This is a genomic window from Micromonospora cathayae, from assembly GCF_028993575.1.
GTDB classification, from domain to species: Bacteria; Actinomycetota; Actinomycetes; order Mycobacteriales; family Micromonosporaceae; genus Micromonospora; species Micromonospora cathayae.
This window is the reverse complement of sequence record NZ_CP118615.1, coordinates 2,917,113-2,937,656: the sequence shown is the minus strand read 5'-3', so window position 1 is coordinate 2,937,656 and position 20,544 is coordinate 2,917,113. Positions and strand designations below refer to the sequence as shown.

Annotated in this window: 14 protein-coding genes and 1 pseudogene; 3 read left to right on the top strand and 12 right to left on the bottom strand. The window is 72.2% G+C overall.

Going from position 1 to position 20,544, the window contains the following annotated elements; translation table 11 throughout:
- Positions 1-29 precede the first annotated feature (29 nt).
- From serA to PVK37_RS13595, 5 genes and pseudogenes are all read right to left on the bottom strand, one after another.
- Complete coding sequence (serA, locus tag PVK37_RS13615) at positions 30-1,628, bottom strand: phosphoglycerate dehydrogenase (protein WP_275034299.1); 1,599 nt, start codon at positions 1,626-1,628, stop codon at positions 30-32.
- A 310-nt stretch (positions 1,629-1,938) separates the two neighbouring features.
- Positions 1,939-2,952 (bottom strand): ketol-acid reductoisomerase, encoded by a 1,014-nt coding sequence (gene ilvC, locus PVK37_RS13610; RefSeq protein ID WP_275034298.1) that lies wholly within the window; start codon positions 2,950-2,952, stop codon positions 1,939-1,941.
- A gap of 127 nt (positions 2,953-3,079) precedes the next feature.
- Positions 3,080-3,595, bottom strand: coding sequence for an acetolactate synthase small subunit (ilvN, locus tag PVK37_RS13605; RefSeq protein ID WP_275034297.1), 516 nt, complete (start codon positions 3,593-3,595; stop codon positions 3,080-3,082).
- 3 nt (positions 3,596-3,598) lie between these two features.
- Entirely contained in the window at positions 3,599-5,464 is a 1,866-nt protein-coding gene (locus PVK37_RS13600) for an acetolactate synthase large subunit (protein WP_275034296.1), read from the bottom strand.
- A 489-nt stretch (positions 5,465-5,953) separates the two neighbouring features.
- Positions 5,954-8,281, bottom strand: a pseudogene (locus PVK37_RS13595) (putative bifunctional diguanylate cyclase/phosphodiesterase); the annotation flags it as partial.
- A gap of 129 nt (positions 8,282-8,410) precedes the next feature.
- Between PVK37_RS13595 and ilvD the strand changes: the two are divergent.
- Positions 8,411-10,258, top strand: a complete 1,848-nt coding sequence (gene ilvD, locus PVK37_RS13590; protein WP_275034295.1) for a dihydroxy-acid dehydratase — start codon at positions 8,411-8,413, stop codon at positions 10,256-10,258.
- A 303-nt stretch (positions 10,259-10,561) separates the two neighbouring features.
- Positions 10,562-12,334 carry a glycosyl hydrolase gene (locus PVK37_RS13585; RefSeq protein ID WP_275034294.1) on the top strand — a complete coding sequence of 591 codons (1,773 nt, stop codon included), beginning with the start codon at positions 10,562-10,564 and terminating at the stop codon, positions 12,332-12,334.
- 118 nt (positions 12,335-12,452) lie between these two features.
- Here the strand turns inward: PVK37_RS13585 and PVK37_RS13580 are convergent, their stop codons facing one another.
- From PVK37_RS13580 to PVK37_RS31895, 6 genes are all read right to left on the bottom strand, one after another.
- On the bottom strand, positions 12,453-14,816 hold the full coding sequence (locus PVK37_RS13580) for an excinuclease ABC subunit UvrA (RefSeq protein WP_275034293.1): 2,364 nt from the start codon (positions 14,814-14,816) through the stop codon (positions 12,453-12,455).
- A gap of 35 nt (positions 14,817-14,851) precedes the next feature.
- Positions 14,852-15,262, bottom strand: coding sequence for a VOC family protein (locus tag PVK37_RS13575; protein WP_275034292.1), 411 nt, complete (start codon positions 15,260-15,262; stop codon positions 14,852-14,854).
- Between the two features lie 5 nt (positions 15,263-15,267).
- The gene (locus tag PVK37_RS13570; RefSeq protein WP_275034291.1) at positions 15,268-15,717 is read right to left on the bottom strand and encodes a helix-turn-helix transcriptional regulator; all 450 of its coding nucleotides are present in this window, start codon (positions 15,715-15,717) and stop codon (positions 15,268-15,270) included.
- Positions 15,718-15,846: 129 nt separating this feature from the next.
- On the bottom strand, positions 15,847-17,850 hold the full coding sequence (locus PVK37_RS13565; protein WP_275034290.1) for a hypothetical protein: 2,004 nt from the start codon (positions 17,848-17,850) through the stop codon (positions 15,847-15,849).
- A complete protein-coding gene (locus PVK37_RS13560) occupies positions 17,847-18,098 on the bottom strand; it encodes a hypothetical protein (protein WP_275034289.1) in 252 nt (83 codons plus the stop codon). The genes PVK37_RS13565 and PVK37_RS13560 overlap by 4 nt, the downstream gene beginning before the upstream one ends.
- Positions 18,095-18,445 carry a DivIVA domain-containing protein gene (locus PVK37_RS31895; protein WP_423791035.1) on the bottom strand — a complete coding sequence of 117 codons (351 nt, stop codon included), beginning with the start codon at positions 18,443-18,445 and terminating at the stop codon, positions 18,095-18,097. Before PVK37_RS31895 ends, PVK37_RS13560 begins: the two co-directional genes overlap by 4 nt.
- Positions 18,446-18,752: 307 nt before the next feature.
- Here PVK37_RS31895 and PVK37_RS13550 point away from each other — a divergent pair, with 307 nt between their 5' ends.
- Positions 18,753-19,844 carry an NsdA family TPR-like regulatory protein gene (locus PVK37_RS13550; RefSeq protein WP_275034288.1) on the top strand — a complete coding sequence of 364 codons (1,092 nt, stop codon included), beginning with the start codon at positions 18,753-18,755 and terminating at the stop codon, positions 19,842-19,844.
- On the opposite strand, the gene PVK37_RS13545 is transcribed toward PVK37_RS13550, so the two are convergent.
- Positions 19,807-20,379, bottom strand: a complete 573-nt coding sequence (locus PVK37_RS13545; protein ID WP_275034287.1) for an NUDIX hydrolase — start codon at positions 20,377-20,379, stop codon at positions 19,807-19,809. The two genes, PVK37_RS13550 and PVK37_RS13545, sit on opposite strands and share 38 nt — an antisense overlap.
- Positions 20,380-20,544 lie beyond the last annotated feature (165 nt).

The following is a 20,544-nucleotide window of genomic DNA, read 5'->3' as shown; positions in this document are numbered from 1 at the left end:
GGGCCCCTCGTGGTACAGGTGTGCGGGGACTACTCGTCGCGCAGGTCGGCGGCGCTGGCGGCGGTCGCGCCGATCGAGTCGGCGGCCGAGGTGAGCAGGTCCGCGCCGAGCGCCTGGTCGACGGTGAGCGTCATCAGCGTCTCACCGCCGGCCTCCCGCCGGGCCACCTGCATGGCGGCGATGTTGATGCCGGCCTCGCCGAGCAGGGTGCCGACGGTGCCGACCACGCCGGGCCGGTCGACGTAGCGGAGGAAGAGCAGGATGCCCTCCGCACCGATCTCCACGTCGAAGCCGTCCACCTCGGTGAGCTTGAGGACCTCGCGGCCGGGCGCGCCCGCGGCGGTGCCGGAGACGCTGACGGTCCGGCCGTCGGGGAGCGCGCCGCGCACGGTGACCAGGTTGGGCTGGTCCACGCCGTCGGCCTGGCTGGTCAGGGTCACCTCGACGCCCCGCTCGGCGGCCAGGTGCGGCGCGTTGACGTAGGTGACCTGCTCCTCGACCACCGAGCTGAACAGCCCCTTGGTGGCGGCGAGCTTCAGCACCGAGACGTCGTGGTTGGCGATCTCGCCCTTGACCTCGACGGTGACGCTGGCGGCCACCCCGCCGGCCACGGCGGTGAAGGCCCGCCCCAGCTTCTCGGCCAGCGGCAGCAGCGGGCGGACGTCCTCGGCGACCACGCCGCCGGCCTGGACGTTCACCGCGTCCGGCACGAACTCGCCCTGGAGGGCGAGCTTGACGCTCTTCGCCACGGCCAGCCCGGCCTTGTCCTGCGCCTCGTGGGTGGACGCGCCGAGGTGCGGGGTCGCCACCACGTTGTCGAACGCGAACAGCGGCGAGGAGGTGCAGGGCTCCTTGGCGTACACGTCGACGCCGGCTCCGGCGACCCGGCCCTCGGCGATCGCGTCCGCCAGGGCCTGCTCGTCGACCAGCCCGCCCCGGGCGGCGTTGACGATGCGTACGCCCGGCTTGACGATCGACAGTTCCTTCTCGCCGATCAGGCCGACCGTCTCCGGCGTCTTCGGCAGGTGGATGGAGATGAAGTCGCTCTCCCGCAGCAGCTCGTCCAGCCCGACCAGGCGGACCCCCAGCTGGGCCGCGCGGGCCGGCTGGATGTAGGGGTCGTACGCGATCAGCCGGGTGCCGAAGGCGGCGATCCGCTGGGCGAACAGCACACCGATCCGGCCGAGGCCGACCACGCCGACGGTCTTGCCCTGGATCTCGACGCCGGTGTACCTGGACCGCTTCCACTCCCCCGCCTTGAGCGCGGCGCTGGCGCTGGCGGTGTTGCGCGCCACGGCCAGCAGCAGGGCGACGGCCTGCTCGGCGGCGGAGACGATGTTGGAGGTGGGGGCGTTGACGACCATGACGCCCCGGGCGGTGGCGGCCGGCACCTCGACGTTGTCCAGGCCGACGCCCGCCCGGGCGACCACCTTCAGCCGGGGCGCGGCGGCGACCGCCTCCGCGTCGATCTGGGTGGCACTGCGCACGATCACCGCGTCGGCCTCGGCGAGGGCGGAGAGCAGCGCCGGACGGTCGGTGCCGTCGACGTGGCGTACGTCGAAGTCGTGGGCGAGCACCTCGATGGCGGCGGGAGCGAGTTCTTCGGCGATCAGTACGACAGGATTCATCGGTCCTCGTAGATATTGTCCGGGCGGTCGGCTGCCTCGACGGGACGCCGCACTGCGCCCTGTGCTGAACCGGGCCATGGCCGTTCGGGTGCCGCAAGCACCTACCCGCGATGGTAGGCGGCGGGCTACCGGGGGTGTCCGCGGGACCGGGGTGAGGGCCCTCACACACCAGCGAGACGTCCGACACGCCTCGACCGGGCGCGCCGGCACGCCACGAGCCCCGCCCCGCGCCTGCCGGTGACGTTCGCGGACGACGCGGACGTGCTGCCCGACAGGGCGGGACGGGGTCAGGGGTGACGAAACCGGAAGGTCAGGCGGTCTCGGTGATCGGGCGGTCCACCCAGCTCATCATGTCGCGCAGCTTCTTGCCGGTCTCCTCGATCGGGTGCGCCGCGCCCTCGGCCTGCCACTTGCGGTAGTTCGGCCGGCCGGCGTCGTCCTCGGCGATCCACTCGCGGGCGAACTCGCCGGACTGGACCTCGGAGAGGATCTTGCGCATCTCGTCCTTGACCCGCGAGTCGATCACGCGCGGACCCCGGGACAGGTCGCCGTACTCGGCGGTGTCGGAGATGCTGTAGCGCATCCGGGCGATGCCGCCCTCGTACATCAGGTCGACGATCAGCTTCAGCTCGTGCAGGCACTCGAAGTAGGCCACCTCGGGCGCGTAGCCGGCCTCGGTGAGCACCTCGAAACCGGTCTGCACCAGCGCGGACGCGCCACCGCAGAGCACCGCCTGCTCGCCGAACAGGTCGGTCTCGGTCTCCTCCTTGAAGGTGGTCCGGATCACGCCGGCCCGGGTGCCGCCGATGCCCTTGGCGTACGACAGGGCCAGGGCGAGGCCGTTGCCCGTCGCGTCCTGCTCCACCGCGACCAGGCAGGGCACGCCCTTGCCGTCGACGTACTGGCGGCGGACCAGGTGACCCGGGCCCTTCGGGGCGACCATCGCCACGTCCACGTCGGCCGGCGGCTTGATCAGGTCGTACCGGATGTTGAAGCCGTGGCCGAAGAAGAGCGCCTTGCCGGCGGTCAGGTTCGGGGCGACGGACTCGGCGTAGAGCTTGCGCTGCGCGGTGTCCGGGGCCAGGATCATGATCACGTCGGCCTCGGCGGACGCCTCCGCCGGGGTGAGCACCCGCAGCCCCTGCTCCTCGGCCTTGGCCCGGCTCTTGGAGCCCTCCGGCAGACCGATCACCACGTCGACGCCCGAGTCGCGCAGCGACAGCGCGTGGGCGTGCCCCTGGCTGCCGTACCCGATCACGGCGACCTTCCTGCCCTGGATCAGGCTCAGGTCGGCGTCGTCGTCGTAGAACACCTCAACGCTCATCAGAACTTCCCTTTCGTACGGCGGCCCGGGTGGCCCGTCGTGGTTCGGTGCGGATGCGGGTGGATTCGTCGGCGGCGCGGCCACGCGCCGCCCGTGGTCAGGTGGCCCGGCGACGCGCCGCCCCTGGTCAGGCGGCCCGCAGGGACGGGCCGGCGGTGATGGAGCGCGAGCCGCGCCCGATCGCCACCGTGCCCGACTGGACCATCTCCTTGATGCCGAACGGTTCGAGGTCGCGCAGCAGCGCGTCCAGCTTGTCGGGGGTGCCGGTCGCCTCGATGGTCAGCGTGTCCGGGGCCACGTCGACCACCCGGGCGCGGAACAGGTTCACCGTCTCCAGCACCTGGCTGCGGGCGTTGCGGTCGGCGCGGACCTTGACCAGCAGCAGCTCCCGGGCCACCGAGACCTGCGGATCCAGCTCGACGATCTTGAGTACGTTGACCAGCTTGTTGAGCTGCTTGGTCACCTGCTCCAGCGGCGAGGACTCGGCGTTGACCACGATGGTGATCCGGGAGACGTCCGGGTTCTCCGTCTCGCCGACGGCCAGGCTGTCGATGTTGAAGCCGCGCCGGGAGAACAGCCCGGAGACCCGGGCCAGGACACCCGGCTTGTTCTCCACCAGAACCGAAAGCGTGTGCATCGTCATGGGTTACACGTCATCCTCGTCGAAGACCGGGCGAACGTCCCGGGCGAACATGATCTCGTCGTTGCTGGTGCCGGCGGCGACCATCGGCCAGACCATCGCGTCCTTGCCGACCACGAAGTCGATCACCACCGGCGCGTCGTCGATCGCCATCGCCGCCTCGATGGTCTTGTCCACGTCGGCGGCGTTCTCGCAGCGCAGACCGATGCAGCCGAGCGCCTCGGCGAGCTTGACGAAGTCCGGGATGCGGTGCTTGTGGGTGCCCAGCTCGGTGTTGGAGTAGCGCTCCCCGTAGAAGAGGGTCTGCCACTGCCGGACCATGCCCAGGTTGCCGTTGTTGATGATGGCGATCTTGACCGGGATGCCCTCCAGGGCACAGGTCGCCAGCTCCTGGTTGGTCATCTGGAAGCAGCCGTCGCCGTCCACCGCCCAGACCACCGTGTCCGGCTTGCCGACCTTCGCGCCCATCGCGGCCGGGACCGCGTACCCCATGGTGCCGGCGCCACCAGAGTTGAGCCAGGTGTACGGCTGCTCGTACGAGATGAACTGGGCCGCCCACATCTGGTGCTGGCCGACGCCGGCCACGTAGATCGCGTCCGGGCCGACGATCTCGCCCAGCCGCTTGATCACGTACTGCGGGGCGAGCGTGCCGTCGGCCGGCTCGTCGTACCCGAGCGGGTAGCGGGCGCGCAGGTCGCTGAGCTGGGCCCACCACTCGGCCAGCTCGGCGATCCGGCCGGCGGCGTGCTCCACGGTGACCGCGCCGATCAGCTCGTCGATCACGTGCCGGGCGTCACCGACGATCGGCACGTCCGCCGTCCGGTTCTTGCCGATCTCGGCCGGGTCGATGTCGGCGTGCACCACGGTCGCGCCCGGCGCGAACGAGTCCAGCTTGCCGGTCACCCGGTCGTCGAACCGCGCGCCCAGCGCCACGATCAGGTCGGACTTCTGCAGGGCGTAGACCGCGGCGACCGTGCCGTGCATGCCGGGCATGCCCAAGTGCTGGTCGTGCGAGTCGGGGAACGCCCCGCGCGCCATCAGCGTGGTGACCACCGGGATGCCGGTCAGCTCGGCCAGCCGGCGCAGCCCCTCGGTGGCACCGGCCTTGAGCACGCCGCCGCCGACGTAGAGCACCGGGCGGCGGGCGGTGGTCATCAGCCGGGCCGCCTCGCGGATCTGCTTGCCGTGCGGGTGCAGGGTCGGCCGGTAGCCGGGCAGGTCGAGGGTGGGCGGCCAGGCGAAGGTGGTCTGCGCCTGGAGGACGTCCTTGGGGATGTCGACCAGGACCGGACCGGGCCGGCCGGTGGCGGCCAGGTGGAACGCCTCGGCCAGCACCCGCGGGATCTCCTCCGGGGTCTGCACCAGGAAGTTGTGCTTGGTGATCGGCAGGGTGATGCCCTGGATGTCCGCCTCCTGGAAGGCGTCCGTGCCGATCGCCGGCCGCGGCACCTGCCCGGTGATCGCCACCACCGGCACCGAGTCCATGTACGCGTCGGCGATCGGGGTGACCAGGTTCGTCGCGCCCGGCCCGGAGGTGGCGATGCACACCCCGACCCGGCCGGTGGCCTGGGCGTACCCGGTGGCGGCGTGCCCGGCGCCCTGCTCGTGCCGGACCAGGATGTGCCGGACCCGGGAGTCGTAGAGCGGGTCGTACGCCGGCAGGATCGCCCCGCCGGGGATGCCGAACACCACGTCGACCCCGAGCGCCTCCAGCGAGCGCACCAGGGAGCCGGCACCGGAGACCTGGAGCGGGGCGCCGACGGCGGGTACCGCCGGGGTGGCCGGGGCGGCGGCCCGGTCGGCGGTCGGCTCGGCGGTGGTCCGGGCTCGCCGGGCGGAGTGGGCGAGGGTCTCTGGCGTGGGTCTCGTCATGACGGTTTCTGGCCTTCGGCTCGGGTGAGTGGCTCAGGGTGACGGCCTCGTCGGGATGACGGGCTCGTCGGATCGTGCAACGCGGGCGGGGCCCGCCCCGATGGGTCCAACGGCAATAAAAACGGCCCACGTGCAGATGCACGGGGCCAGCGCACTCTCACGACGGGAGAGTGCGCTCAGGTAAGTACTCGCGGGAAGCGGAACGACGACATGTGGACAGCCTGACGCATCTCACGCGATGAGTCAACTGATCCCACATGTTGGTCAACGGTGTGCCGCGCCACCCCGCACGTCCCGAAGCGCACCCGGCCCGACCTGCGAAGATGTCGTACCGCCCGGCGCGGGAGGCGTCCCATCCGACGGACCGGCGAACGGACCGGGTGGCGGACCGGGCAGCGCCGGCCGCTGCCCCGGCGGGAGCGCGGCATGGTCCGACGGAGCCGACTGCCGGGGCGGCGTCGCCTGCTCGGACGGAGCCGGCTGCCGGGGCGGCACGGCCGGCCCGGACGGGCCCGGCTGCCGGGGCGGTATGGCCTGCTCGGCGGGGTCGGGTGGCCCGGGTGGCGCAGCTGAGGCGGGCAGCGGTCGCGCCACCGGTGCGGTCGCCGCGTCGAGCATCGCCTCCAGGTGCTCCGCCGGCACCCCCCAGCCGAACAGCGCGCCCTGGCCGAACCGGCAGCCGGCGGCGACCACCGCCGCCAGTTCGGTGGGCGAGGTCACACCCTCCGCGATCACCTCCAGCCCCAACTGGTGGCCCAGCCGCATCACGATGTCGACCATCGGGGCGAAGGCCGGCCCCTCCCGGTCCACCGGCCGCACCGGCTCGTGCTCGGCCACCAGACTGTGGTCGATCTTGAGGATGTCGATCGGCAGCCGGCGGAGCTGCCCGAGGGAGGAGTAGCCCGCGCCGAAGTCGTCCAGGGCGATCCGGACCCCGGTGCGGCGCAACGCGGTCAGCCGGCGGATCAGCGCATCGACGTCCGACGCCACGGTGTGCTCGGTGACCTCCAGCACCAGTCGCTGCGGCGGCACCCGGTGCGTCCGCAGCGCCTCGGCGACCTGCACCACGTACGCCTCGGCCGGCAGTTCCCGGGGCGAGACGTTCACCGACACCCAGACGTCGTGGCCGTCGGCCAGCCAGCGGGAGAGCTGGCGGCACGCCTCGTCCAGCACCCACGCGCCGAGCGTGGCGATCATCCCGCACTCCTCGGCCAGCGGGATGAACTCGTCCGGCCGGACGTTGCCCAGCTCGGGGTGGTGCCAGCGGAGCAACGCCTCCGCCCCGACCGGGCGCACCGACGGCAGCGAGGCCACCGGCTGGAAGGCCAGCCTCAGCTCGCCCCGGTCGATCGCGCCGCGCAGTTCGTGCTCCAGCGTCATCCGGCGGCGCAGCATCCGCTCGTACGCCACGTCGTAGCGTTCGACCCGGTTCTTGCCCTGCTGCTTGGCGTACCGCAGGGCCAGGTCGGCGTGGCGCAGCAGCACCTCGGCCTCCGGCTCGTCGGCCCGGCGCAGCAGCACCGGCGCGTCCGGGTCGTCGACCCGGGCGGCGACCCCGATGCTCACCGAGAGCAGGACCGGGCCGTCCGGCTGCTGGTACGCCCGGCCCAGCTCGGCCAGCAGCCGCTCGGCGACCCGGTCCGCGTCGTCGGGCCGCCCCCGCATCAGCACCGCGAACTCGTCGCCGCCGAGCCGGGCGGCGACGTCCCCGGGTCGGTGGTGCTCGCGTAACCGTCGCCCGACCTCGGCCAGCACCGCGTCGCCGACGTCGTGTCCACGCATGTCGTTGACGTGCTTGAAGCCGTCCAGGTCCAGCCCGAGCAGGACCACCGGGTCACGGCCGCCGGCGGCGGCCTCCAGGGCCCGCAGCAGCCCTCGGCGGTTCGCCAGGCCGGTCAGCGGGTCGGTGTGCGCCAGCTCCCGGAAGTGCGCCTCCCGCTCGACCAGCCGGGCCGCGTACCCGCGCATGTCGTGCAGGGTGAGGTACTGCCGGGTGACCAGCGCGAAGCCCTCGATGCTGCCGGCGGTGATCCCGTACGCGTCGAAGCGGCCGTCCTGGAGGAGGTGGTACACCGCCGAGGCGGCCATCGCGATCATGGGCAGGAAGGCGTACTCGCTGTCCCGGCGGATCAGGTCGGCCTCCACCTGGCCGGGCGGGTCGGCGGTGAACACCGCGAGCCCGGCGGAGAGCAGGCCGACCGCGAGCATCGCCGCGCCGGCCACGGCCAGCCCGGGGCCGGCCTGGCACAGCCCGCCGGCCACCCCCAGCCCGCCGACGACGGTGGTGGTGACCCCGCAGCAGAGCCCGGCCAGCCGGATCCGGGGCCGGGGCGCCCGCGCGGCGACCACCGCGTTCAGCCCGGCGGCGAGGGCCGCGCTGACCGTGGCGAGCAGGATCGGTACACAGGCCATCGGGGTCGCGTCGCCGAGCAGCCGGGTCGGCTCGGAGAACAGCACCCAGCCGACGAACCAGAGGGCCGCCCCGACGCTCACGCCGTCGAGGACCAGCCGGACCGCGCCGGACACCGACCCGACCACCCCGGGCATCCGGAGCAGGCCGGCGCAGCCGAGCAGACCGCTCGCCGCGATGCCGACCGCGACCACGGTCGCCCAGCCGGTGCGTTCCGCCTGGTGGTGCCCGTGGGTGGCGGCGACGCCGACCAGACCGACGGCCAGGCTGGGCAGTGCGACCAGCGCACCGGCGGCCAGCAGCAGATGGGACTGCCGGTACGCGCCGCGCCGCCGGGCGACCGAGGCGACCAGCAGCCCGGTGGCGACCACCGCCACGAGACCGCTCGCCACCGCGACGGCGATCATCACCGGGGAGAAGTGCACGGGGTCAACTCTGCCGGAAGCCATCGACGGGCGGGATCCCGGGTGTGCAACTGTTGGGACACAGCGCGCTCGAGCCGGACCGGGTGATCCGGTGGTGCCACACTGGGGGGCATGCCTGAGCTGCGGTCGAAGACCTCCACGCACGGTCGGACGATGGCCGGCGCCCGGGCCCTCTGGCGGGCCACCGGGATGACCGACGACGACTTCGGTAAGCCGATCGTCGCCATCGCCAACAGTTTCACCCAGTTCGTACCCGGTCACGTGCACCTGAAGGACCTCGGCGGCCTGGTCGCCGACGCGGTGGCCGAGGCCGGCGGGGTGGGTCGGGAGTTCAACACGATCGCGGTGGACGACGGCATCGCCATGGGCCACGGCGGGATGCTCTACTCGCTGCCCAGCCGGGAGCTGATCGCCGACGCGGTGGAGTACATGGTCAACGCGCACTGCGCGGACGCCCTGGTCTGCATCTCGAACTGCGACAAGATCACCCCGGGCATGCTGCTGGCCGCGCTGCGGCTGAACATCCCGACGGTCTTCGTCTCCGGCGGCCCGATGGAGGCCGGCAAGACGGTGGCGATCGAGGGCATCGTGCACTCCAAGATCGACCTGATCGACGCGATGATCGCGTCGTCGAACGAGGCGGTCACCGACGAGCAGCTCGGCGCGATCGAGCGGTCCGCCTGCCCGACCTGCGGCTCCTGCTCCGGCATGTTCACCGCCAACTCGATGAACTGCCTCACCGAGGCGATCGGGCTGGCGCTGCCCGGCAACGGCTCGACCCTGGCGACCCACGCCGCGCGCCGGTCGCTGTTCGTGGAGGCCGGCCGCACCGTCGTGGAGATCGCCAAGCGGTGGTACGACGGGGACGACGCCTCGGTGCTGCCCCGTAACGTCGCCAACCGGGACGCCTTCGAGAACGCCGTCGCCCTGGACGTGGCGATGGGCGGCTCCACCAACACGATCCTGCACCTGCTGGCCGCCGCCCGCGAGGCGGAACTGGACTTCGACGTGGCCGCCATCGACGCGATCTCCCGGCGGGTGCCCTGCCTGGCGAAGGTGGCCCCGAACTCCCCGCAGTACCACATGGAGGACGTGCACCGGGCCGGCGGCATCCCGGCCATCCTCGGTGAGCTGGACCGCGCCGGCCTGCTGCACCGGGACGTGCACGCCGTGCACTCCCCCACGCTGGCGCAGTGGCTCGCCGACTGGGACGTGCGCGGCGGCTCACCGAAGCCGGAGGCGGTGGAACTGTTCCACGCCGCGCCCGGCGGGGTACGCACCACCGAGCCGTTCTCCACCACCAACCGCTGGTCCACGCTGGACACCGACGCCGCCGAGGGCTGCATCCGGGACCGAAAGCACGCGTACTCGGCCGACGGCGGGCTGGCCATCCTGCACGGCAACCTGGCCCCGGACGGCTGCGTGGTGAAGACCGCCGGGGTGCCCGAGGAGTGCCTGACCTTCCGGGGCCCGGCCAAGGTGTACGAGTCCCAGGACGACGCGGTCACCGCCATCCTGGCCAAGGAGGTCGTCGCCGGGGACGTGGTGGTGATCCGGTACGAGGGCCCGAAGGGTGGGCCGGGCATGCAGGAGATGCTCTACCCCACCTCGTTCCTCAAGGGGCGCGGGCTGGGCCGGGCCTGTGCGCTGCTCACCGACGGCCGGTTCTCCGGCGGCACGTCCGGGCTGTCCATCGGGCACGTCTCCCCGGAGGCCGCCTCCGGTGGGCTGATCGCCCTGGTGGAGCCGGGTGACGAGGTCGTCATCGACATCCCGGGCCGGTCCATCGAGCTGAACGTGCCCGAGGACGTGCTGGCGGCCCGGCGCGTCGCCCAGGAGAAGCGGGACCGGCCGTACACCCCGGTCGACCGGCAGCGTCCGGTCTCGGCGGCGCTGCGCGCGTACGCCTCGATGGCCACCTCGGCCAGCGACGGCGCGTACCGCCGCGTCCCGGACTGACCGTCCGCCCAGATCCACTCCGTTTCGGCGATGTCGTGGTGTCCCGCCCGGTGCGACACCACGACATCGCCGTAACTGCGGGCGCGTCGCCCGACTCCCCTGTCTGCCCTGCCCGGCGTGAGTCGGCAGGCCTCCGCGACGTTGACAAGTGAACCGGTTAAGTTCATCATCGTCAATACTTCCACCACCCGTCGGGACGCCCCCACCCGTCGACGTCCGGCCATCGGCAGCTGACTGCGCCGACGGCCCGTCGTGCCCTGCCCGGGGTGATCCCGCAGCGATCACCACCCGGAGGAGACGACGATGAGGAAACCACCACGGGCCGGCGCCCTGCTGGCCGGCGCGGTGGCGACGGCCACGGCGCTGTCCGTCAGCCTGGTCACCCTGCCCGACGCCCACGCCGCCGCGTCCCCGTGCGCCGTGGACTGGCGGGTCACCAACGACTGGGGCACCGGGGCCACCGTCGCGGTGACCGTCACCAACAACGAGGCCACCAGCATCAACGGCTGGAACCTGGTCTGGACCTTCCCCGGCACCCAGACCGTCGGCGACATCTGGAACGCCACGAAGAGCCAGTCCGGGGCCACCGTCACCGCCACGAACCTCAGCTACAGCGCCAGCATCCCCGGCAACGGCGGCACGGTCGGCTTCGGTTTCAACGTCACGTACAACGGGTCGAACCCGGCCCCGACCACGTTCACACTCAACGGCCTGACCTGCGGCGACACCGCCCCCACCCCGACCCCCACCACGCCGGGCCCCACGCCCACCACCCCGGCACCCACCCCCACGTCCACCGACCCGGCCCCGGCCGGCAACCTGGCCCGGGGCCGGCCGGCCACCGCGTCGTCGGCGGAGAGCACCGGCCACGCCGCCGGCCTGGCCGTCGACGGTGACACCGGCACACGCTGGGGCAGCGCCTACACCGACCCGCAGTGGATCCGGGTCGACCTGGGGGCCACGTACCCCATCCGGCAGGTCAACCTGCGCTGGGAGGCGGCGTACGCGCGGGCGTACCAGGTGCAGACCTCGACCGACGGCACCACCTGGACCACCGTCCACAGCACCACCACCGGTGACGGCGGCCTCGACGAACTCACCGTCACCGGCACCGGCCGGTACGTGCGGGTGTACGGCACCGCCCGCGCCAACCCGAGCTGGGGCTACTCGCTGTACGAGGTCGAGGTGTACGCGGTCCCGCCGCCACCCACCCCGGCCCCGACCTGCAACCAGTCCCCCGCCGACAGCGGAGCCAACTCCAAGGCCCGCGGCCTGCTCTGCTACCTCGCCACCCACTCCTACGTCAGCGGGCAGACCGACGCGCCGGACGCCGAACGGGTCCGCCAGCTCACCGGCCGGTACCCGGCGATCGTGGCGTTCGACTTCATGGAGTACACCCGGGGCAGCATCCAGACCCAGCAGGTCGTCGACTGGTTCACCACCAACCGCGGGATCGTGGCGTTCCAGTGGCACTGGTACTGCCCGCGCGGCGGCAACTACGCGGCCAACTGCGACTTCGTGCCGGACCTGACCAACCCGTCGTCCAAGCTGTGGCAGGACATCGACCTGGTGGTCCGGGAGCTGAAGAAGATGGGCGACGCCGGCATCCCGGTGCTGTTCCGGCCCCTGCACGAGGCCAACAACAACTACATGTGGTGGGCGAAGAAGGGCCAGAGCGCGTACCAGCAGCTCTGGCGGCTGATCTTCGAGCGGGCCCAGCTCGCCGGGGTGGACAACGTGGTGTGGGTGTTCAACGGCATGGCCAGCGGCCAGGGCACCTCGCTGGCGTCCTGGTACCCGGGCGACGCCTACGTGGACCAGGTGACCTCGGACTACTACCAGAGCTGGAGCGACCACTCCACCTGCAAGGCCGTCGGCAGCAACAAGACCGTGGCGATCGCGGAGACGTTCAGCCCGGTCAACCCGGCGACCGAGCCACCCTGGTCGTACTTCGTGGTCTGGGCGTCGCGCGACTGGACCGGCAGCGGCCGGGACGTCCCGGGGCTCTGGCGTACCGCGATGGCCAACCCGCGCACCATCTCCATCGACCAGCTCCCCGACATCACCAAGTGGTGAACCGATTCAGTAACTGAGCCGGCCGTCCGCCTCCGGTTCCGGTACGGAGGCGGACGGCGGCACCCCGGTCACCCGGCCAGGCGGCGAACCGGACCGTCACCCGGCCAGGACGGCGGGCTCAGCTGCTGACGTAGGCGGCGAGATGCTCGCCGGTGACGGTGGAGCGGGCGGCGACCAGGTCGGCCGGCGTACCCGCGAACACGACCCGACCGCCGTCGTGGCCGGCACCCGGCCCCAGGTCGACGATCCAGTCGGCGTGCGCCATCACCGCCTGGTGGTGCTCGACGACGATCACCGACGTGCCGGCGTCGACCAGCCGGTCCAGCAGGCCGAGCAGGTGCTGCACGTCGGCGAGGTGCAGACCGGTGGTCGGCTCGTCGAGGACGTACACGCCGCCGCTGCCGCCGCCCAGGTGGGTGGCGAGCTTGAGCCGCTGCCGTTCGCCGCCGGAGAGGGTGGTGAGCGGCTGACCGAGGCGCAGGTAGCCGAGCCCCACGTCGGCGAGCCGGGCCAGGATGGCGTGCGCGGCCGGGGTACGGGCCTCGCCGGTGCCGAAGAACTCCGTCGCCTCGGTCACCGACATGCCCAGCACCTCGCTGATGTTCCGGCCGCCGAGCCGGTACTCCAGCACCGACGCCTGGAACCGCCGCCCCTCGCACTCCTCGCAGACGGTGGCGACGCCGGCCATCATCGCCAGGTCGGTGTAGACGACGCCGGCACCGTTGCAGGTCGGGCAGGCCCCGGCCGAGTTGGCGCTGAACAGCGCCGGCTTCACCCCGTTGGCCTTGGCGAACGCCTTGCGGATCGGGTCGAGCAGCCCGGTGTACGTGGCCGGGTTGCTCCGTCGGGAGCCCCGGATCGGGGTCTGGTCGACCGACACCACCCCCGCGCCGGCCGGGATCGACCCGTGCACCAGGGAACTCTTGCCGGAGCCGGCCACGCCGGTGACGACCACCAGCACCCCCAGCGGGATGTCGACGTCGACGTCACGCAGGTTGTGCGTGGTGGCATTCCGGATCGACAGCTGGCCGGTCGGCGTGCGTACCTTCTCCTTGAGCGTGGCCCGGTCGTCCAGGTGGCGGCCGGTGAGCGTACCGCTGGCGCGCAGGCCCTCGACGGTGCCTTCGTAGCAGACGGTGCCGCCGGCCGTGCCGGCTCCCGGGCCGAGGTCGACGACGTGGTCGGCGACCGCGATGGTCTCCGGTTCGTGCTCCACCACCAGCACCGTGTTGCCCTTGTCCCGCAGCCGCAGCAGCAGGTCGTTCATCCGGGCCACGTCGTGCGGGTGCAGGCCGGCGGTGGGCTCGTCGAAGACGTACGTCACGTCGGTGAGCGAGGAGCCGAGGTGCCGGACCATCTTGACCCGCTGCGCCTCGCCGCCGGAGAGGGTGCCCGAGGGCCGGTCGAGGGAGAGGTAGCCGAGCCCGATCTCCACGAACGATTCGAGGGTGTGCCGCAGCTTGCCCAGCAGCGGCGCCACCGACGGCTCGTCGAGGTCCCGGACCCAGCCGGCCAGGTCGCTGATCTGCATCGCGCACGCGTCGGCGATGTTGATCCCCCTGATCTTCGACGACCGGGCACCCTCGTTGAGCCGGGTGCCGCCGCAGTCCGGGCAGGTGGTGAAGGTGACCGCCCGCTCCACGAACGCCCGGATGTGCGGCTGCATCGCCCCCGGGTCCTTGGCCAGCATCGACTTGCGGATCTTCGGGATCAGGCCCTCGTACGTCAGGTTGATGCCCTCGACCTTGATCTTGGTCGGTTCCCGGTGCAGCAGGTCGTGCAGTTCCCTCTTCGTGTACCGGCGAATCGGCTTGTCCATGTCGAAGAAGCCGGAACCGCTGAAGATCCGGCCGTACCAGCCGTCCATGCTGAAACCGGGAATGGTCAGCGCGCCCTCGTTGAGCGACTTGCTGTCGTCGTACAGCTGGGTCAGGTCGAAGTCCTGGACGCTGCCCCGGCCCTCGCAGCGCGGGCACATGCCGCCGGTGATGCTGAAGCTCCGCCGCTCCGTGGTGCCGCCGCCGCGCTCGATGGTGACCGCGCCGGAGCCCCGGATCGAGGCGACGTTGAACGAGAACGCCTGCGGGGAGCCGATGTGCGGCTGCCCGAGCCGGCTGAACAGGATGCGCAGCATGGCGTTGGCGTCGGTGGCGGTGCCGACCGTGGAACGCGGGTCACCGCCCATCCGCTCCTGGTCGACGATGATCGCGGTGGTCAGCCCGTCCAGCACGTCGACCTCAGGGCGGGCCATGCTCGGCATGAAGCCCTGCACGAACGCGCTGTACGTCTCGTTGATCAGCCGCTGCGACTCGGCCGCGATCGTGCCGAACACCAGCGAACTCTTCCCCGAACCGGACACCCCGGTGAACACCGTCAGCCGCCGCTTCGGGATCTCGACGCTCACGTCCCGCAGGTTGTTCTCGCGCGCCCCGTACACCCGGATCAGGTCGTGGCTGTCGGCGGCATGCGTCGTCGGGCTCATCGGTACTGCTGCTCCCTGTCGTTGGGTGGTACGGCTCAGCGCAGTTCCTGGATGCGGACCAGGTTGCCGGCCGGGTCGCGGAAGGCGCAGTCGCGCACCCCGTACGGCTGCTCGGTCGGCTCCTGCACCACCTCGGCGTCGCCGGCCTGCAACCGGGTGAAGGTGCCGTCGAGATCCTTCGTGGCGAGGATGATCGCGGCGTAGCTGCCCTTCGCCATCAGCTCGGCGATGGTACGCCGCTCGTCGTCGGTGATGCCCGGGTCGGCGGCCGGCGGGTGCAGCACGATGGAGGTGCCGGGCTGGTCGGGCGGCCCGACCGTCAGCCAGCGCATCCCGGCGTAGCCGACGTCCTTACGCAGCTCGAAGCCCAGGGTGTCCCGGTAGAAGGCCAGCGCCGCCTCGGCGTCGTCGTGCGGCAGGAAACATGCGTTGATCGTCAGGTCCATGCAGGTCAGGCTAGTTGCGGCGGCCGGCTGCGGGCTTCTCGATTCCTGATCGGTCGGGTCACCTGCTTCGCCAGGCAGGACGGGATGCCGGCCGCCTCGTCCGCCGCCTGCCGCCGGTAGACGCTGGGCGGCACCCCGACCAGCTCGGTGAACCGGCTGCTGAAGGTGCCCAGCGAGGCACAACCGACCGCGAAGCAGACCTCGGTGACACTCAGGTCACCCCGGCGCAGCAGCGCCATCGCCCGCTCGATCCGGCGGGTCATCAGATAGCCGTACGGGGACTCCCCGTAGGCGAGCCGGAACTGGCGGCTGAGGTGCCCGGCGGACATGTGCACGCCCCGGGCCAGCGCCTCGACGTCGAGCGGCTGGGCGTACTCCCGGTCGATCCGGTCCCGGACGCGGCGCAGCCGGGCCAGGTCGGTCAGCCGCTGCTCCGGGGTGGTTCTGCTGGTCACCCGCCCGATGGTGCCACAGCCGGGTGACCGAAGCGGCCCGGAGCCGGGCCACCGGAGAGCGGCCCCGAGCCGGGTGACCGGCAAGCGGCCCCGCAGGGTGATCAACACGAGATGCGGCATCCCGGGCCTTCACCGCGCCCGGAGACCCCAACGTGCCGCATCTTGCGTCCGGCGGTAGGACTCCGGGTGCGCGGGGGCGGGCAGATCCAGTCGGCGTACGGCGTCGTCGTCGTGGCGGTGGGCGGTGCAGCCGGCCCGGGTGAGGCGCAGCGTCACCGCCCGCCCGGGGTGCGCGGCGGCGAGTCGGAGCAGGACCGGCTCCGGGTCGTCGGGCACCGGGCGGGCCGGCGCGGCGGGCACCGGCAGCGGCAGGTCCGGGTCCGCCGGCACCAGCCCGGCCAGGTCGTCGGCGAGGTGGCTGAGGCAGTCGTCCAGGGCCGCCGCCAGGCTGGGCCGGGTCGGCAGGTCGGCCGGGTGCACCGGGGCGTCCCGGGGCCGCAGCTCCACCGACCAGTAGCGGCCGTCGGCCCGCAGCGGATGCCCGGCGTGCTGCCGCAGGTCGAGCAGACTGACGTGCAGCGCCAGGTCCAGCCCGGTCGCCAGCCGGACCAGCTCGGCCAGCGGCGGCACGTCGGGGCGTACCGCGGTGACGACGAGCCGGCCGGCGGGCAGGCCCGGACCGACCGCACGCAGGTACTCCCCCACCGGGTCGGCCCCCGACCAGGGCAGGGTCACGTACCCGTCGCGCAGCTCGCGGGGAAGGGCGTGGCCGCCGTCGGCTTCCGCCAGGTCCTCAGGGCGTACGCCGAACACGCGCGCCCAGGCCCCGAGCCGGTACCGCTCGGGGAGCTGCACCACCGGCCGCCCACCGGGCGCGGTGGCGACCTCGCAGGTGTCTTCCGGGGTGCCGGCGTGCCAGCCCAGGTGCACCACCCGGTGCCGCAGGTCGGTGATAGTGACCAGCACACTCCGGCGTAGCCGCCGGTTTCCGCCGCAGGTGGCGCAGCGCAGCACGGACCGCCGCCGTCGACCCGTCCCGCCGCAGCGGTCGCAGTCGCCGGCCGCTCTGCCGCCGCCCACGCACCGGCAGGGCCGGGTCGGGTTGTCGGCCCGGCAGTCCGGGCAGGGGCGTCCGGGCACCACCTCACCCAGGTACGCCAGGTCGGGCGGTTCGGTGACCCGGAACAGCGTCGACGCGCCGTGCGGACCGCCGGGGCGGGCGGAGGCGCGCAGGCCCGTGTACCACCAGTGGCCGTCCCGCCAGGTCGCCTGCGCGCCGGGCCGGTCAGTCCCTTCGACCGGCGCGACCAGCTCAGCAACGATCCGCCGCTCCAGCCGGCGGACCGGGTCGTCGTCATCCCCGGGCGACGGCACGGGGTTGGGCGGCCCGCCCGGCACCGGGATCGGTGATCCGGCGGCCGGCAGCGGGGTCAACGGTCCGGCGGCCGGCGCGCCCGGGAAGGCCGGTTCCGGTTCGAGCAGCCGGGCCGGTGCGGTCAGGCCCCGCTCGGCGAGACCGGCGAGGGCGTCCGGCACGTCGGTCCGGGTCAGCGCGGTCGCCAGGTCGGGGTGCCCGACGAACGGACCGGCCGGGACGGGCGAACCGGGCACCTCGTACCGGACCGCCCAGCGGGGTCCGTCGCCGTGCCGGCGCGCCTCCACCACCAGGTCGAGCAGAAGCAGGTCGGCGAGGTGGCAGAGCCGGGCCAGCCGGACCGCCGGGTCGACCGGCGATACTGCGGCCGTCCCGCCCAGCCAGAGCCACCACGGTCGGCGACGGGCCATGTCGGCGAGGGCGTCCGCCAGGTGGGCGTACCGGTCGGTGGCGGGCAGGTCGGGCCGCCACGCTGGCGGGAGGCGTACCAGCAGGGGTTCGGGGTCGAGCGCGGCGGCGACGGTGGCGGCCAGCTCGCGTACCCGGGGCGTCAGGTCGGCCACCCAGCCACCCGCCGGGTCCCGGCGGGGCTCCAGGTCGGCGGGCGTCACCCGGTGGGAGGCGACCGCGCCGGTGTCCCGGTTGGCGACGGTGAGCAGGAGCTGGGCGCGGCGGCGGCCCCGCCAGTGGCAGCGCGGGCAGCCGTCGCCGGCGCACTCCGGGCAGCCGGCCAGGTCGCTCGCGGCTGGCTGGCTCATCGCGGTGCCCTCGGCGTGCAGGGTCCGTCGTGGTCGACCCGGCGCTGGCAGCGGCGGCGGTCGGCCAGCGGCAGGTCGCAGAAGACCCGGTGCCGTACGCCCTGCTCGTCCTCGAAGCTGACGGTGACCTCGCCCGCGTCCACTTCGGACAGAAAGCTCACCGAGCGGGCCAGGGTGCCGGCGAACTGCCGGGCGGCGGGCAGGTCGGTGGCGGTGAACGGCAGGTGCGCTACGAACCGTCGGCTCATCGGATGCCCGCCAGCTCGCGCCGGGCCATCTCGCTCTGCCACTGGCGCAGGGCCTCCCGGACCCGGTCGGCCTCGGCGTGGGCGCGGGCCACCTCGGCGTAGCAGGCGGCCAGGTCGTCGGCGACCCGGTCGAGGAAGGCGCGCACCTCGACGGCGTCCACCCCGTGCCGGCCGCGCGGGGTGAACAGCCGGTCGCGTACCTGCCAGGGCCGCAGCGGTCCGGCTCCCCGACTCCGGTACGCGGTCCCGCGCCCGCTCTCCAGTCGCAGAGAATTCCGATGGGATTCCCGGGAACTCAAAATTGCATGCAGAATGAATTGCAGAACTAGACTGAATTGCGCACGCATTGCGGCACCCCTTGTCGAGCGGAAGTGGAAGGGCTAAGCCGCCGCCCGTCCGCTGAACTGACGACATCGCCCCGACCTCCCCGCCGCAGCCGATCGCCGGCACGACAGCAAAGCCTGTCCACAGCAGACCTCACGGCAGGTGCGCGCGATAGCCAACAAGGGTTAACTCTTCACAGTTAAGACTTCGTCCTTGGCAAACACCCTCAGTTCCATCAAGCTGACTTTGTTGCCACAGACAGTCAGGACAGTCATGAGGAAGTTCCTACGACAGGTGAGGCTCACTCGCGGATGGTCACAGACAAGACTGGTGCATGAAATCGAGCAGTACGCCCGCCAGCGCAACCTCGCCATCGCCTCAACGACCAGTCTGCGGGTCTACGTGTCGGAGTGGGAGAACGGGCGACGGAGGGTCTCCGAGGACTACGCGGCGATTCTACGAAAACTGTTGGGGCACACCGACGAAGAACTCTTCCGCACCGACGATACGACCGACGCACGGAGCGACGGCTACACCAGGCTGATCGAGCATCTGGATGCCTCGCACTCCGTCGGCCGGTCCATGGTCGACGCCCTAACCGGGCAGACCGAGCTGCTACGAACCCTGGATCGCCAGTGCGGAGCGGCGCGTCTGGTCGACCAGATGCAGAGCCATCTGAGCACGCTCCAGGAATGCCTCTCCTTCACCGTGTTGCCGGCGTCGAGACGTCCTCTTGCCCGCGCCCTCGCAGAGGCAGCTTCACTCGCCGCCTGGCAGGCTCTCGACGTTGGTGCCGCCGACCGCGCCTGGCGACACTACGAGCTAGCCAAGAGCGCAGCCCGCGAGGCGGAAGATCCGCTCTATCTCGCGCATGCCATGGGAGAGCAGGCATACGTACTGGCCGACGCCGGGCGACCGGAACTCGGCGCTCGCCTCGTCACCGAAGCACAGCGAGCAGTTGGCAGCAGCGCCTCCCCCCGGCTGGCCGCGTGGCTCGCCGCCGCAGAAGCGGAGCTGTGGGCGCTCAGCGGTCAGTCGGACGAATGCCGGCGCTCACTGGAACGAGCAGATCGAAAGCTGTCCGCGACAGCCGGGGTACGCGATCCAGACCTGCCGGGAATCTTTCTGGACGAGACCCACCTTCGCCGGTGGCGGGGGCATTCGTTGGCGCTCTTGGGCGACCAGCGCGCCCTTGAGGAACTGTCGGCGGCATTGGCGTCACTGGACGAGACTTTCGTCAGGGCAGCCGCCGGCCTCCGATGCGACCTGGCTCAGGCACATCTCGCCCGAGGCGAGCCGGACGCCGCTCATCAGCACCTCAGGGAGGCCAGGTCACTGACGAACCTGACTGGATCGGTACGGTACCGACAGCGCGCCGAACGGCTCAGGAAGGTGACGGCGGCTGCGACAACCCGGCCATGAGATGAAGCACTGCGACCAGGGTGCCGGCCCCGGCCAACTCCCCTCGCGCCATCAGCCCTGGCATCTCGCTCAACGGGATCCACTCGACCGGGCCGGCCTCCTCTGGGTCTGAGGGGGCTCCAACCCGGGTCGCATCCCAGCCGATGAACACGTCATGTGGTGAGTCGACCATGCCGATCATCGGCTGGAAGGTGACCACGTGCTGCACCACCCTGGGTCGCCAGCCGGTTTCCTCCTCAGCTTCGCGGCACGCCGCCTCGGCAGGATCCTCACCCGGTTCGACCATGCCACCCGGCAACTCCCAGGCCACTCGCCCTGGAATGAAGCGGTACCGCCGCAGCATGAGCACCCGCTCCCGCTCATCGACCAACGCGATGATCGCCACATGGCCGAGCCGTACGACGTGGTGCTCGAAGCGATCAAGCCCAGGTGGCTGCACCTCTACGAGACCGAGTTTCACCCACTCGTTGTCGTAGATCGACTGCTCGCCATAAGTCGCCCAAGGCTCAGGCTCGCTCACCGCTGGGTCACGCACCCCGCCACGGTACTCATTTCATCCCAGCGGCCCTGCTGCAGCTGACGTTCCCCGCTTGAGCGCCCCGGCTCCACGCCGGGGCGTTCGCGTTCCCTAAGCCCCGGCGAGGCGGATGCTTCGGGGCCTCCCGCGTGGTTTACTCGCAGGGAACGGCCGGAAGGCCCA

Bases quoted from the DNA above. Each gene is read 5' to 3' on its own strand.
- serA (WP_275034299.1), bottom strand. From the start codon at position 1,628: ATGAATCCTGTCGTACTGATCGCCGAAGAACTCGCTCCCGCCGCCATC.
- ilvC (WP_275034298.1), bottom strand. From the start codon at position 2,952: ATGAGCGTTGAGGTGTTCTACGACGACGACGCCGACCTGAGCCTGATC.
- ilvN (WP_275034297.1), bottom strand. From the start codon at position 3,595: ATGACGATGCACACGCTTTCGGTTCTGGTGGAGAACAAGCCGGGTGTC.
- PVK37_RS13600 (WP_275034296.1), bottom strand. From the start codon at position 5,464: ATGACGAGACCCACGCCAGAGACCCTCGCCCACTCCGCCCGGCGAGCC.
- ilvD (WP_275034295.1), top strand. From the start codon at position 8,411: ATGCCTGAGCTGCGGTCGAAGACCTCCACGCACGGTCGGACGATGGCC.
- PVK37_RS13585 (WP_275034294.1), top strand. From the start codon at position 10,562: ATGAGGAAACCACCACGGGCCGGCGCCCTGCTGGCCGGCGCGGTGGCG.
- PVK37_RS13580 (WP_275034293.1), bottom strand. From the start codon at position 14,816: ATGAGCCCGACGACGCATGCCGCCGACAGCCACGACCTGATCCGGGTG.
- PVK37_RS13575 (WP_275034292.1), bottom strand. From the start codon at position 15,262: ATGGACCTGACGATCAACGCATGTTTCCTGCCGCACGACGACGCCGAG.
- PVK37_RS13565 (WP_275034290.1), bottom strand. From the start codon at position 17,850: ATGAGCCAGCCAGCCGCGAGCGACCTGGCCGGCTGCCCGGAGTGCGCC.
- PVK37_RS13560 (WP_275034289.1), bottom strand. From the start codon at position 18,098: ATGAGCCGACGGTTCGTAGCGCACCTGCCGTTCACCGCCACCGACCTG.
- PVK37_RS31895 (WP_423791035.1), bottom strand. From the start codon at position 18,445: ATGCGTGCGCAATTCAGTCTAGTTCTGCAATTCATTCTGCATGCAATT.